This window comes from Paracoccus methylarcula, from assembly GCF_003007735.2.
In the GTDB taxonomy this organism is placed as follows: Bacteria; Pseudomonadota; Alphaproteobacteria; order Rhodobacterales; family Rhodobacteraceae; genus Paracoccus; species Paracoccus methylarcula.
Genome location: NZ_PXNQ02000013.1, coordinates 96,511 through 109,843, shown reverse-complemented (window position 1 = coordinate 109,843; position 13,333 = coordinate 96,511). Strand labels below are relative to the sequence as shown.

Below are 13,333 nucleotides of genomic sequence, written 5' to 3'. Positions count from 1 at the left end.
TAACCAACTGAGCTACAACCGCGCATTTATCCGGGCGAAAAGATGAGAGTGGCGCGGTTGACGGGGCTCGAACCCGCGACCCCCGGCGTGACAGGCCGGTACTCTAACCAACTGAGCTACAACCGCACACTCATCCTACCCGGCTGATCGCCCGCCGGGTGAGCGGGGTTTAAGCGGGCCGTCAGGCCGCGTCAAGATAGCTGAAGAAAAAACATCCGCGCATCGGAGGACAATGCGCGGATGCCATTGGACACCCGCATGGAGGAGAGGCGGGTTGCCTCATGTTTTCATCCCCGCTGTCATCGCACGAGCCCATTCCCGACATGTTTCGATCAGATGACGACAGGGCGGTTCGAATCCGGCGAAACCCGGTCTAACGCGGATGGCTGATCCGCCCGCCGCAGACCGGCGCGGGCACGCCGGTCGTCATCGGCCCCGATATCGGCAGGCCGCGCCGCACGCGCACCGCCAGCCATCCGAAAGCCTGCGCTTCAAGCATGTCGCCATCCAGCCCGGCCGACTCGACCGGCTGGACATCGGCCCGGACCGCCTCGCGCAGTGCCTGCATGATGGTGCCGTTATGACGCCCACCGCCGCAGACCAGCAGAACGGCGGGCATGGATGGCAGCCAGCGCATCCCCGCCGCGACCGATCCGGCCAGCGCCGCGACCAATGTGGCCGCAGCATCGGCATCCGAAAGCGGCGTCACCGCCTCGCCCAGCCCGGTGAACTGGTCCCGGTCCAGCGATTTGGGCGGGGAACGGTCGAAATAGGGATGCCGCAGGAATTCGGCGACGATCCCCTGATCCGCGCTGCCCGAGCCCGCCAGTGCGCCGCCCTCGTCACGGGCCTGCCTGCGGCGCTTGCGCATCAGGTCGTTGATCGGCGCGTTCGCCGGGCCGGTATCGAAGGCGACACAGGCACCGGGGGATTCGGGCGCCGGGGCCGCCGGATCCACCCAGGTGATATTGCCCACCCCGCCAAGATTCAGGAAAGCCAGCGGTGCGGAAGGCAGCTTCCCCTCCCTGATCGCCCATTCGGCACAGGCCCAGTGAAAGAACGGGGCAAGCGGCGCGCCCTCTCCGCCCTGCCGGACATCCTCGCTGCGGAAATCCCAGATCACCGGACGGCGGGACATCCGCGCCAGCACCGCCCCGTCCCCGGCCTGATGGGTGCCGCGCCCCTGGGGATCATGCGCAAGCGTCTGGCCGTGATAGCCGATCAGTTCCGCCTCGGGGAAACCTTCTGCCAGAGCGGCATGGCTGGCCACGGAAATCTCTGCGGCATCCGCCACGCCCTCCTCGCCCGGCCAGCGCCCGAGTGCCGCATGCAGCGCCGCCGCCTCGTTATCGGAATAGGCGCGGAATGCGCTGCGGCCAAAACCGCCGATACGGATCCCGTCGGTTTCGATCATCGCCGCATCCACCCCGTCGAGCGAGGTGCCCGACATCATTCCCAAAGCCCGGATCATCACGCCTTTTCCTTTGCCGTTGCAGCCGGTATATCCGCCCCGCAGAAGAGGAAACAGCCCCATGACATACCAGCCCAGATCGGATTTCCTGCAAATCATGCGCGAGCGCGGCTATATCGCCGATTGCACGGATTACGAGGGGCTGGACAAGGCGCTGCTGGCCGGACCCGTCACCGCCTATATCGGCTATGACGCGACGGCGGCCAGCCTGCATGTCGGGCATCTGCTGAACGTGATGATGCTGCGCTGGTTCCAGAAGACCGGCAACCGCCCGATCACGCTGATGGGCGGCGGCACGACCAAGGTCGGCGATCCCTCTTTCCGCTCGGAAGAGCGTCCGCTTCTGGACCAGGCCGCGATCCAGGCCAATATCGACGGGATGCAGAAGGTCTTCGCGCGCTATCTCGATTACCGCGAGGAAGGCGGTGCGATGATGCTGAACAATGCCGAATGGCTGGACGGGCTGAACTACCTGGATTTCCTGCGCGATATCGGCCGGCATTTCAGCGTCAACCGGATGCTGTCCTTCGAATCGGTGAAATCGCGGCTGGACCGCGAGCAATCGCTGTCCTTCCTCGAATTCAACTACATGATCCTGCAGGCCTATGATTTCCTGGAACTGCACCGCCGTTACGGCTGCGGCCTGCAGATGGGCGGCTCGGATCAATGGGGCAATATCGTCAACGGGATCGACCTGACCCGGCGGGTCGATGATGCCGTGATCTGGGGGCTGACCTCGCCCCTGCTGACCACCAGCGACGGGCGCAAGATGGGCAAGTCGCAGGGCGGTGCGGTCTGGCTGAACGGCGAGATGCTGTCGCCCTATGATTTCTGGCAGTTCTGGCGCAACACCACCGATGCCGATGTGGGCCGGTTCCTGAAGCTCTACACCGAGTTGCCGGTCGCCGAATGCGAGCGGATGGGGGCGCTGCAGGGATCCGAGATCAACGAGGCGAAGGTGCGGCTGGCCAACGAGGTGACAACCCTTCTGCATGGTGCCGAGGCCGCGGCCAGCGCCGAGGCGACCGCGCGCGAGGTCTTTGAACAGGGCGGCGCGGGCGGCGACCTGGAAGTGGCCCTGCTGCCGTCAGATGCCTTGGGCGATGGGCTGACGGTGGTGCAGATGCTGGTCCAGACCGGAATCACCGCCAGCGGCAAGGAAGCCAAGCGCCTGATCGCCGAGGGCGCCTGCGGCTGAACAACGAGGCGGTGAGCGATCCGCAACTGCCGGTCGATGCGGGCCTGATCGGCGACGGGCTGAAGGTTTCGGTCGGCAAGAAGAAGCATCGGATGGTGCAGATCGGCTGACCGGGAACGGCTGCTTGTTACGTCCCGCGATGGCTGGGGGTTTCACACCCCCAGACCCCCGGGGATATTTGCGTGAAGAAGAAGCGGCGAATTGATGGAACGGTCGGTTCCGGGCGGTGAGGTGCGCAAATGCGCTTTCTGCATGGCAGCATTGCAACCCAAAGTGACGCCGCGTCGCAGCACTGGAAAGCGTGGGGCATTGCGCCTATCTGACCGGATGCGGAGGAGCCAACTCCAATATGGCAGACCTAGACATGAGCCAAGAAACGAAACCGCAAAACATTGCCGAGCGCCAGCGCAACAGCGAGGCCGAGGCAGCACTGGAACAGATGTTCGGCTATTTCAGCCGGGAAGGCCAGACGCGGCGGATCGTCAGCGAATTCGACGCCTACAGGGCCGCTGGCAGGGCCGCCTGAAGCATGGCCGGCCGGTTTTGACAACCGGTCGGCAAGGCCCGCCCGCCGATTGATCGTCCTCTCTTGCCCTCGGCTGTGGGTTGTGAAACGCTTTCGTCGAAATGGCGGGGGCGAAATGAGCGACGGGCGCAACGGATCGGTCAAGCAGATCATCTGCATCAAATGGGGCAGCAAGTTCGGGCCGGAATATGTGAATCGCCTGCATGGCATGATCGCGCGGAACATCACGCCGCCGTTCCGGCTTTACTGCTTTACCGATGACGGAAGCGGGCTGCATCCCGACATCGCCGTGCGCCCCCTGCCCGAATTCGACTACAAGGCACCCGAGCGCACCCGCGGCAAATGGCCGAAATCCCGGCTATGGGGCGATCTTGGCGATGTGACCGGCGTGGTGCTGTTCCTCGATCTCGACGTGGTCGTCACCGGCAATATCGACGGCTTCTTCGAATATGGCGATCCCGACGACACGATCCTGGGGCGCAACCTGAATACGCCTTTCGAACGGATGGGCCAGACCTCGGTCTACCGGATGCGGGTGGGCAAGCTGGCCCCGCTGCAAGACATCTTCCGCGCCGATCCGCAGGGCGTGGCCGATACCTATCGCTACGAGCAGCGCTTCGTGACGCGCAACGCGCCGGGCGGGGTCAAGTTCTGGCCCTTGCGCTGGATGGCGCATTTCCGGCTGCAATGCGTTCCGATCTTTCCGCTCAATTACATGAAGGAGCCGCATATCCCGCGCGGCGCGAAGATCGTCATCTTCCCGGGCAACCTGAACCCGCCCGACGCCATTGCCGGACGGTGGGACGAACATGCCACCCCCCGCCCGCCGCTGGATCACCTGCGCGCCACATTCGGCAAGGATCGCCGCGAGGGCCTGGTGAAACATCTGCGCCATTACCTGCGCCCCACCACCTGGGTCGCCTCCATGTGGCGCGAATAGCCCGTTTCCGGAACCATCGAAACATGGACACAAGACGACCAGGATGAGCCTGCCCCGCGCCCCCGACCGCCTCTCGGATGACATGGCCGCCGCGATCGGCCATGCGGTATCCGGCTTCGGTTTCCTCGAGGAAGCCCTCAAGCGTGCCATCTTCTCCCTGACCCGGCAGGGCCTGGGCGAGGATGTCAGCGAGAAGGAACTGGAGAAATGGTTGCGGCGGATGGAGGAAATCGCCGACGACACCCTGGGCACCTTGATCGACAGTTTCGTCGCCTCGGCCAAGCGGGCGCGGGTCGATGACCGCCATGTCCTGGCCGACGAACTGACCGCGATCCGCCTGAAGCGCAATCTTCTGTGCCATGCCTCGTGGCGTCCGGGAAGCGAGCCGGGATATTGGCATCCGACCTTCATCAACACGCGCGGCGAGCGCTATCCCGACGAGATGAATGTCGGGGATATCGAGGAAATCCATACCGACACGCTGAGGATTGCCCGGCGGGTGGTCTCGATCATGCGCGCCACCGGGATCGAGGGTGAACTGGCGGGCGATGACGACGAGGAGTGAGTGACGCATCCGACCGTCACCCACCCGGCGCCCGGCCCCCGGCGATGCCCGAAGGCGGGGCCGGATTGCGGCTTATTCGTCACGCGGGCGGCACCGGATCCGGGCGGGGCGGACCGCAAAGCGCGTTACCGCGTTGCAACGCCGGGCCGGGCGCGCTAACAACCCGCGCAATCCAAACCGAGAGGCTTTCATGTCGTCCCCCCTTCGCCTCGGCATCGCCGGGCTTGGCACCGTCGGGATCGGTGTCGTCAAGATCGTTCAGAAGCACGCCGACCTGCTGGCGAAGCGGTCGGGGCGCGGGATTGCCATTACCGCCATCAGCGCCCGCGACCGGATGAAGAACCGCGACGCGGATATCTCGGCCTATCGTTGGGAAGACGATCCCATGGCCGTGGCGCAGGCCGGGGACGTGGATCTCTATGTCGAGCTGATCGGCGGCGACAACGGCATCGCCAGGCAGAGCATCGAGGCGGCATTGCGGTCCGGCAAGGATGTCGTCACGGCGAACAAGGCGCTTCTGGCCATGCATGGGCAGGAGCTGGCCGAACTGGCCGAGAGCCTTGGCCGGGTGATCCGCTTCGAGGCGGCCGTCGCGGGCGGCATCCCGGTGATCAAGACCATGACCGAGTCGCTTGCCGGCAACGGCATCACCCGCGTCATGGGGGTGATGAACGGCACCTGCAACTATATCCTGACCCGGATGGAAAGCGCCGGCCTGCCCTATGAGGCGGTGTTCGAGGAGGCGCGGCAGCTCGGTTACCTGGAGGCCGATCCGAACCTGGACGTGGGCGGGATCGATGCGGGCCACAAGCTGGCGATCCTGTCCTCGATCGCCTTCGGCACGAGGGTGAATTTCGACGCCGTCGAGATCGAGGGGATCGAGCGCGTCAGCATCGACGATATCCGCCGCGCGGCGGATATGGGCTACCGGATCAAGCTGCTGGGTGTCGCGCAGATAACCCCGCGCGGGCTGGAGCAGCGCATGTCTCCCTGTCTTGTCCCTGCCGACAGCCCCATCGGGCAACTGGCGGGCGGCACCAATATGGTGGTGGTCGAGGGCGACAGCGTCGGCCAGATCGTGCTGCGCGGCGCAGGCGCCGGCGAAGGCCCGACGGCGAGTGCCGTGATGTCGGACATTGTCGAGGTCGCGCGGGGCGTGCGCCTGCCGGTCTTTGGCCAGCCCGCCACCGGTCTCGAGCCCGCGCAACCGGCCCGCACCGCGGTGCCTGCTGCCTATTACATGCGGCTCGAATTGCAGGACAAGCCGGGGGCGCTGGCCAAGATCGCGTCGGTCCTGGGCGATGCCGGGATCTCGATCGACCGGATGCGGCAATATGGCCATGCCAGCGACAGCAGTGTTCCGGTTCTGGTGGTGACCCACAAGACCACGCCGGATGCGATAGATTTCGCGATCGAGGCATTGCCGCGAACCGGCGTCCTGGTCAGCGATCCGGTCGAATTGCGGATCGAGGAAGTCTGACGAAACAGGGGGCGCTCGCGCCCCCTCTTGGCCTGCGGCCAATTCACCCCCTGAGGATATTTGGATGAAGAAGAAGGCGCGGGCGCTTCAGCCCCCCGCGATGATGCGCACGTAGTTGCGGGTCTCGCGATAAGGCGGGATACCGCCATATTTGGAGACGGCGGCGGGCCCGGCATTATAGGCCGCCAGTGCCAGCCGCCAATTGCCGAACTGGTTATACATCATGCGCAGGTAGCGCGCCCCGCCATTCAGGTTCTGCACCGGATCATGCGGATTCACGCCCAGCCTGGACGCCGTTCCCGGCATGAGCTGCGCCAGACCCGTCGCGCCCTTATGCGAGCGCGCGGACGGGTTCCAGCCGGATTCCTGCTGCACCAGACGCAGGAAGAGATCCTCGGGGATTCCATAGCGCCGCGCCGCGGCGCGGGCATGCGGCATGTATTCGCTGCGCTTGCCGCGATAGGCGGGAATATTCGCAGACAGGTCAAGTTCGACCACGCTGCGGTTGCCCGCTCCGGGCTGCAGCCGCGCCGATTGCTGATATTGAGAGGCAAGCCGCGAGTCCATCAGCCGGGTCTGGCGCGCGAATTGATCGGCCCTCGACTTGGAGGAACTGCCCGACAGCCGCAGCCCTTCCGCCGTCACGGGCAATGCAAGTCCCGCAAGCAGCGCCGCGCCGATCACGGCCCTTGTCACCGATATGATCCTCATGAACTCCGCCCTCGTTCGCCTGGCATTATTTTTGAAGGCACTATACATGAATTTTCCGCCTTCGCCAGCAAGGCTTTTCCGCGCATCCATCGCCGGAACGGGAAGGCGGAAACTGGCCGATGGGCCGGGAGGCCCCTCTCCGGCCCGAATTGCTTGCAGTATTCGCCGTCACTGGGATAGACCGGCGGCAGCATATCGAACAACCGGAGAGCCCAGCATGGCAGGCAGCGTCAACAAGGTCATTCTGGTCGGCAATCTGGGACAGGACCCCGAAGTCCGCACGTTCCAGAATGGCGGCAAGGTGGTCAATCTGCGGATCGCGACATCCGAACGGTGGAAGGACCGCAACACCGGCGAGGCGCAGGAGCGCACCCAGTGGCATTCCGTCGCGATCTTTTCCGAACCCCTCGCCCGCGTGGCCGAGCAATATCTGCGCAAGGGGTCCAAGGTCTATATCGAGGGCCAGCTCGAGACCCGCAAATGGCAGGACCAGAGCGGGCAGGACCGCTATTCGACCGAGGTCGTGTTGCGCCCGTTTCGCAGCGAATTGCACATGCTGGACGGGCGCGGCGAAGGCGGCGGCGGCGGTGGCAGCCGCGATCCGGGCGGTTTCGGCGGTGGCGGCGGATATGGCGGACCGTCGGGCGGCGGCGCCCCCTCCTCGGGCGGTGGCGGCGGACGCAGCGATTACGACGACGAGATCCCGTTCTAGGCACCGGCCTTCGGCGGCCAGGGCGAATCATCGAGGCGGGCGGTCCAGGGGGCCGCCCGTTCCTTTTTGCCGAAACAGCGTTAAAATTGCGCCGGTCAAGACCAATTGCGACGCAAATTGCGCCCCGCCCCATGCGATCTTTGCAAATGATCCAATGCTTGCAATGCAGGCGGAAAGCCGTTTTCTGACCTTGTTTCAAGGCGGTTCGGATCGGAGCGCCAGCGAGGAGGAGAGCCGGACATGGAATTGAAACTCACCGATCTCGACAGGCCCGACGGCTTCGAGCGGCTGGTGCTGGCCGAGGACGCCCCGGCGGGGCTGCGCGCATTGATCTGCGTGCATTCGACCGTTCTGGGGCCAGCCGCGGGCGGCTGCCGGATGTGGAGCTATGCCGATGATGCCGAGGCGATCGCCGATGTCACGCGGCTGGCGCGCGGCATGACCTACAAGAACGCGATGGCCGGGCTGGGGCTGGGCGGCGGCAAATCGGTCATCATCGGTGATGCGCGCCGCGACAAGACCCCCGGGATGATGCGCGCCTTCGGGCGGGCGGTGGATGCGCTGAAGGGCATCTATTACACCGCCGAGGATGTCGGCATCTCACCCGAGGACATGGCCCATGCCGCCACCGAGACCCGTTATGCCGTGGGATTGTCGGGCGCGTCGGGCGATCCTTCGCCCTGGACTGCCGAGGGCGTGTTCCGCTGCCTGCGGATCGGCGCGGCGCATGTGTTCGGCGACGACGATCTGACCGGGCGGCGGGTGCTGGTGCAGGGGCTGGGCCATGTCGGGCTCTCGCTTGCCCAAAAGCTGCACGAGGCCGGGGCCGAGCTGATCGTCACGGACATTCACGCTGCGGCGCTGGAGGACGCCAAGACGCGCCTTGGCGCGGAAATCTGCGCCCCGGATGCGGTGTTCGAGCAGCAGATGGATATTTTCGCACCTTGTGCCCTGGGCGGTGTGCTTGACGAGGCGAGCAGCGCGAAGCTGACCGCCCCCCTGGTCTGCGGCGCCGCCAATAACCAGTTGGCCCGGCCCGAGATCGCCGAGATCCTGCGGGCGCGGGGGATCACCTATCTGCCCGATTACGTCGTCAATGCCGGCGGGATCATCAGCGTCGCCAGCGAGATCCATGGCACGGGTGACGCCTGGCGGCGCGAACGCCTGGACGGGATCACGGGCCGCGTGGCCGAGATGCTGACGCGCGCCACCGCCGGGAATTGCAGCACCGAGCAGATCGCCGATCAGATGGTCGAGCAGATGCTGCGCGAGGCAAGCGCCGCCTGACCGGGATGCGGGGATGCGGCGGCGGGATCGATGACCCCTGCCCCGCTCTTCCGGCCGGGATCAGCCCGCCCGCGCATCCCGCAAGACAGCCGCCAGCATGTCACCCGGCACATCATCGCTGACAAAGGCTTCGCCGATCCCGCGGGCCAGCACGAAGCGCAGCTTGCCATCGACGACCTTCTTGTCTTGTCCCATCAGCGCGATCAACGCCTGATCATCGGGCAATTCGCCCGGAATATCCGTCAGTTTCGCGGGCATGCCCATCTGCCGCAGATGCGCCACCACCCGCGACGGGGCCTCCTGGCTGCACAGCCCCATCCGCGCCGACAGGTCGAAGGCCAGCGCGCAGCCGATGGCCACGCCCTCGCCATGCAGGAGCCGCTCGGAATAGCCCGTCGCCGCCTCCAGCGCATGGCCGAAGGTATGGCCAAGATTGAGCAGCGCCCGTTCGCCCTGCTCGGTCTCGTCGCGGGTCACGATCCCGGCTTTCATACGAACGGAATGCGCAACCGCCTGTTGCCGCAGCTCCATATCGCCGCGCAGGCGCGGTGCGTGCCGTTCCAGCCATTCGAAGAAACCGGCATCGCCCAGCAACCCGTATTTCACCACCTCGCCATATCCGGCGAGGAAATCGCGCGGGGCCAGCGTGTCCAGCACCTCGATATCGGCCAGCACCAGCGCGGGCTGGTGAAAGGCGCCGATCAGGTTCTTGCCGAACGCGCTGTTGATGCCGGTCTTGCCGCCGACGCTGCTATCGACCTGCGCCAGAAGCGTCGTCGGGATCTGCACGAAACGCACGCCGCGCCGCAGGATCGCCGCCGCGAAGCCGACCAGATCACCGATCACGCCGCCGCCAAGCGCGACGACGATATCGCGCCGCTCGATCTTCTGTTCCAGCAACCATTCAACGCAGCGGGTCAGCTGCGGCCAGCTCTTGGTTGCCTCGCCGGCCGGCAGGGCCAGCGCTTCGGACGCGATCCCCTCGGAGCCCAACGCCTCGCGCAGCCGGTCCAGATGCAGCGCCGAGACGGTTTCATCGGTGACGATACAGAGGCGCGAGCGGTGCAGGAACGGGGCGATCTCGGCCCCGGCCCGCGCGATCAGCCCCGGCCCGATCCGGACGTCATAGGCGCGCGCGCCCAGGGGGACGTGAACATGGGTGGCTTCGATCATTTCACCTCCGGAAATTCGGGAACAACGCTGCGAAGCTGTTCGATCAGCCGCGTCGCGGCGGCCTCGATACTGTCATCCGCATGGGCATTGAAGGTCACATCGGCACGGGCATAGACCGGCCCGCGTTCATCAAGCAGCCGGGCCAGCGTGCCCCTGGGGTCGGGGGTCTTCAGCAGCGGGCGGGTGCTGCGCTGGCGAACCCGATGCCACAGCGTTTCCAGATCGCAATTCAGCCAGACCGACAATCCATGCGCGCGGATCAATTCGCGGTTCCGGGCCTGCATCCAGGCCCCGCCCCCGGTCGAGACGATCCCCACCGGCCCGTTGAGGATGCGTGACAGGACCTGGGCTTCACGGTCCCGGAAGAATGCTTCCCCGTCACGGGCGAAGATCTCGCCGATGCTCATTGCGGCGGCGGATTCGATCTCGGCATCCGAATCGGTGAAGGGCACATGCAGCCGCCGGGCCAGTTCCGACCCGATCGCGGTCTTGCCCGCCCCCATCATCCCGATCATCACGATATGCCGCTTCATCTTCCTTCGCCTCTTTTCCGACGGATCCCTGTCGCCGGGGGAACTGAATGACGTGATCTTTTCCGAATTGCCATATATATTCGGGCGGAACCGGCAAAAGACCGTGGAACGGATACAAACTAGGCAGAGCAAAGGCAGAAATAAATGCGGTTACTCAAACTTCTGGTGGTGCTGATCCTCGCCGCGCTGATCGCACTGGTGGGCTATGCCTATCTTGGCGACATGCAGGCCCCTCAGCAGGAGATACGCACCCCCATAGGCACGGGGGACGGGAGTGACTGATTCCCGTCATCCGGCCGGAACGGGCCTGGCGGCATTTTTCCTGGCGCAACTGCTTTTCGCCGGTGCGCTTCATGCCGAAGCACCGCTATCCGCCAGCGACTGGCTGTCCGGCAGCGTCAAGGGCCCGCCCCGCGAAAGCTCGGCCTGGCGGCCCGGTGACATCCCGCCTCCGCAGATCAGGGGGCATGGAAACCCGCAGCCCGTCGCAGAGAGCGGCGCGGTGGGCGAGATCGAGGTCACGCGGCTGGACGGCACCAATCCCGACATGGCCGGGACGATCACCGCCCGAAAGGCAGGCCTGCCGAAAGACCTGTGGCAGGGCAGCGAGGTTGCGACGATCTCGGCGCAGCTCGCGCAGAGCCCTGCCCGCCTGCCGGCGATGAACGCGCTGCTGCGGCGAATCCTGAAGGCGCAGCTTTTGCCTCCGGCGGATTCGCGGATGCATCAGGGGCAATTGTTCCTGGCCCGGACCGACCGCCTGCTGGATATGGGCGCGTTGGACCAGGCGCAGGCACTGCTTTTCGCAGTAGGTCACGGCGATTCCGAACAGTTCCGGCGGCTTTTCGACATCGCCCTGCTGGAAGGCGACGAATCACGGGCCTGCGAAACCATGAACAATACGCCGGGCATCGCGCCCAGCTTTTCCGCCCGCATCTTCTGCCTGGCCCATTCGGGAGACTGGGCCGCCGCCGCCATCGGCCTGAACGGCGCCGATGACCTGGGCCTGATCGATGCCGGGCAAGCGCAGCTTCTGACACATTTCCTGCATGATTCCTACGTGGACAGCGACGAGGAACTGGTCCCCTCGGATCGCGTGACCCCGCTGGAGTTCCGCATCCACGAGGCGATCGGCCAGCCATTGCCGACACATCCCCTGCCGCTGGCCTTCGCGCAATCCGACCTGCGCGCCAATAGCGGCTGGAAGGCCCGGCTCGAAGCGGCGGAAAGGCTGGCCCGCGCGGGCGCGCTCCCGCCGGCGCGGCTACGCGAGATCTATTCCGAGCAGGAACCGGCCGCCTCGGGCAGCGTATGGGAACGTGCGGCAAGGATGCAGGCGCTCGAAGCCGCGATCGCGGCGGGGGATGTCGCGGCCGCCCTGCCCCGCGCATTCGACGCGTTCCGCTCTGCCGAAATGGCGGATGTCCTGGCCGCGATGGTGGCCGAAGACCTGCCTGCCGACAGCGGGGAAAAGGCCGCGGAGATCACCGGCTGGCTGCGGCTATGGCAGGGTTTGCCGGGAAATGATCGGATCGAGATCCTTCGGGAATTGCAGGGCGATCCGCCCGCCCCCCCCACCGACCGGAAGGGAGAGGCGCTGCTGGCGGCGATGACCGATATAGACGCGGGCATGGATGGCGATCTGCCCCGCGCCGCGCGGGGGATCGCGATGCTGCGCGCGCTCGGACTGGATGCCGATGCCGATCTGGCGGCCACCCAGCTCACGCTTCTGCCGCATATGAGAAAGGCGCCGGGATGAGTATCCCCGATCATCGCGCGATCTCGGATTTCCTGGATGCCCAGGCCGCCGAGGCCGGGGCGGCCCGGAACACGCTGCTGGCCTATGGCCGGGACCTGCGCGACCTGTCGGACTGGCTTGCGGGACGGCGCCAGTCATTGGCCGGGCTGACGCGCGAACGGGTCGAGGATTACCTGGCGCATTGCGATGCCCAGGGCCTGTCCCGCGCCACGCGGGCAAGACGGCTGTCCTCGATCCGGCAATTCACCCGCTTCGCGCTGGAGGAAGGCTGGCGAGAGGACGATCCCGCCATCCGCATTACCGGCCCCGGCCGTGCCCAACGCCTGCCCAGGACATTGAGCCGGAACGAGGTCGAGGCGATCCTTGACGCCGCGTCCTCATCGGGCCGCGGTCCCGCCGAACAGGCCCGGAACCTGTGCCTGCTCGAACTGCTCTATGCCACCGGCATGCGGGTCAGCGAACTGGTGTCCCTGCCCGTCGCCGCCTGCCGGGGCGATCCCGACATATTGCTGATCCGGGGCAAGGGCGGCAAGGAACGCATGGTCCCGCTGACCCCTCCGGCCCGCGAGGCGCTGACCGGCTGGCTTACATGCCGCGACAATCCGCCAAAGGACAGCCCGCTGGCCCGGTTGATCGCGGGCAAGGGCGCGCGCTGGCTGTTTCCCGCACCGGGCACGGCGGGCCACCTGCCCCGGCAAAGCTTCGGGCGGCTGCTCAAGGACATCGCCGCGAGCGCCGGGGTCGATCCCTCGCGCGTGACGCCGCATGTCATCCGCCATGCCTTCGCGACCCATCTTCTTGAAGGCGGCGCCGATCTGCGCAGCATCCAGACACTACTGGGTCATGCCGATCTCGGCACGACCGAAATCTATACCCATGTCCTGGATCAGCGCATGCGCGACCTGGTCCTGAACCACCACCCCCTGGTGCACCCCATATCCCGGGACGCGCCGAGTTCCGAAAGCAACTGACCAATCC

Annotated in this window: 14 protein-coding genes and 1 tRNA gene; 10 read left to right on the top strand and 5 right to left on the bottom strand. The window is 66.0% G+C overall.

Annotated features, from left to right (window positions below; all coding sequences use genetic code 11):
- Positions 1-49 precede the first annotated feature (49 nt).
- A tRNA-Asp gene (locus A7A09_RS18625) sits at positions 50-126 on the bottom strand.
- 247 nt (positions 127-373) lie between these two features.
- Positions 374-1,471, bottom strand: a complete 1,098-nt coding sequence (locus tag A7A09_RS18620) for an anhydro-N-acetylmuramic acid kinase (protein ID WP_106692797.1) — start codon at positions 1,469-1,471, stop codon at positions 374-376.
- Between the two features lie 61 nt (positions 1,472-1,532).
- On the opposite strand from A7A09_RS18620, the gene tyrS reads away from it, so the two are divergent.
- From tyrS to A7A09_RS18600, 5 genes are all read left to right on the top strand, one after another.
- Complete coding sequence (gene tyrS / locus A7A09_RS18615) at positions 1,533-2,669, top strand: tyrosine--tRNA ligase (protein WP_436277807.1); 1,137 nt, start codon at positions 1,533-1,535, stop codon at positions 2,667-2,669.
- A 364-nt stretch (positions 2,670-3,033) separates the two neighbouring features.
- Positions 3,034-3,195 (top strand): hypothetical protein, encoded by a 162-nt coding sequence (locus tag A7A09_RS20895; RefSeq protein ID WP_170167157.1) that lies wholly within the window; start codon positions 3,034-3,036, stop codon positions 3,193-3,195.
- A 115-nt stretch (positions 3,196-3,310) separates the two neighbouring features.
- Positions 3,311-4,135, top strand: coding sequence for a glycosyl transferase (locus A7A09_RS18610; protein WP_106692777.1), 825 nt, complete (start codon positions 3,311-3,313; stop codon positions 4,133-4,135).
- A 43-nt stretch (positions 4,136-4,178) separates the two neighbouring features.
- A complete protein-coding gene (locus A7A09_RS18605; RefSeq protein ID WP_106692776.1) occupies positions 4,179-4,700 on the top strand; it encodes a hypothetical protein in 522 nt (173 codons plus the stop codon).
- Between the two features lie 190 nt (positions 4,701-4,890).
- Positions 4,891-6,180 carry a homoserine dehydrogenase gene (locus tag A7A09_RS18600; protein WP_106692775.1) on the top strand — a complete coding sequence of 430 codons (1,290 nt, stop codon included), beginning with the start codon at positions 4,891-4,893 and terminating at the stop codon, positions 6,178-6,180.
- A gap of 87 nt (positions 6,181-6,267) precedes the next feature.
- On the opposite strand, the gene A7A09_RS18595 is transcribed toward A7A09_RS18600, so the two are convergent.
- Positions 6,268-6,891: a lytic transglycosylase domain-containing protein gene (locus A7A09_RS18595; protein ID WP_106692796.1), complete on the bottom strand. Its 624-nt coding sequence runs from the start codon at positions 6,889-6,891 to the stop codon at positions 6,268-6,270.
- A 217-nt stretch (positions 6,892-7,108) separates the two neighbouring features.
- On the opposite strand from A7A09_RS18595, the gene ssb reads away from it, so the two are divergent.
- Positions 7,109-7,603 carry a single-stranded DNA-binding protein gene (gene ssb / locus A7A09_RS18590; protein ID WP_106692774.1) on the top strand — a complete coding sequence of 165 codons (495 nt, stop codon included), beginning with the start codon at positions 7,109-7,111 and terminating at the stop codon, positions 7,601-7,603.
- Positions 7,604-7,843: 240 nt separating this feature from the next.
- The gene (locus tag A7A09_RS18585; protein WP_106692773.1) at positions 7,844-8,890 is read left to right on the top strand and encodes a Leu/Phe/Val dehydrogenase; all 1,047 of its coding nucleotides are present in this window, start codon (positions 7,844-7,846) and stop codon (positions 8,888-8,890) included.
- Positions 8,891-8,950: 60 nt separating this feature from the next.
- Here A7A09_RS18585 and aroB read toward each other — a convergent pair whose 3' ends face one another.
- Together aroB and A7A09_RS18575 are read right to left on the bottom strand one after the other, a co-directional pair.
- Entirely contained in the window at positions 8,951-10,060 is a 1,110-nt protein-coding gene (gene aroB, locus A7A09_RS18580) for a 3-dehydroquinate synthase (RefSeq protein WP_436277809.1), read from the bottom strand.
- The gene (locus A7A09_RS18575; protein WP_281277613.1) at positions 10,060-10,653 is read right to left on the bottom strand and encodes a shikimate kinase; all 594 of its coding nucleotides are present in this window, start codon (positions 10,651-10,653) and stop codon (positions 10,060-10,062) included. Before A7A09_RS18575 ends, aroB begins: the two co-directional genes overlap by 1 nt.
- An 87-nt stretch (positions 10,654-10,740) precedes the next feature.
- On the opposite strand from A7A09_RS18575, the gene A7A09_RS20890 reads away from it, so the two are divergent.
- The 3 genes from A7A09_RS20890 to A7A09_RS18565 are packed head-to-tail and all read left to right on the top strand — an operon-like array spanning position 10,741 to position 13,326.
- Entirely contained in the window at positions 10,741-10,878 is a 138-nt protein-coding gene (locus tag A7A09_RS20890; RefSeq protein WP_170167156.1) for a hypothetical protein, read from the top strand.
- Complete coding sequence (locus A7A09_RS18570; RefSeq protein ID WP_245999466.1) at positions 10,871-12,355, top strand: hypothetical protein; 1,485 nt, start codon at positions 10,871-10,873, stop codon at positions 12,353-12,355. The genes A7A09_RS20890 and A7A09_RS18570 overlap by 8 nt, the downstream gene beginning before the upstream one ends.
- On the top strand, positions 12,352-13,326 hold the full coding sequence (locus tag A7A09_RS18565) for a site-specific tyrosine recombinase XerD (RefSeq protein WP_106692770.1): 975 nt from the start codon (positions 12,352-12,354) through the stop codon (positions 13,324-13,326). Before A7A09_RS18570 ends, A7A09_RS18565 begins: the two co-directional genes overlap by 4 nt.
- Positions 13,327-13,333: the final 7 nt, after the last annotated feature.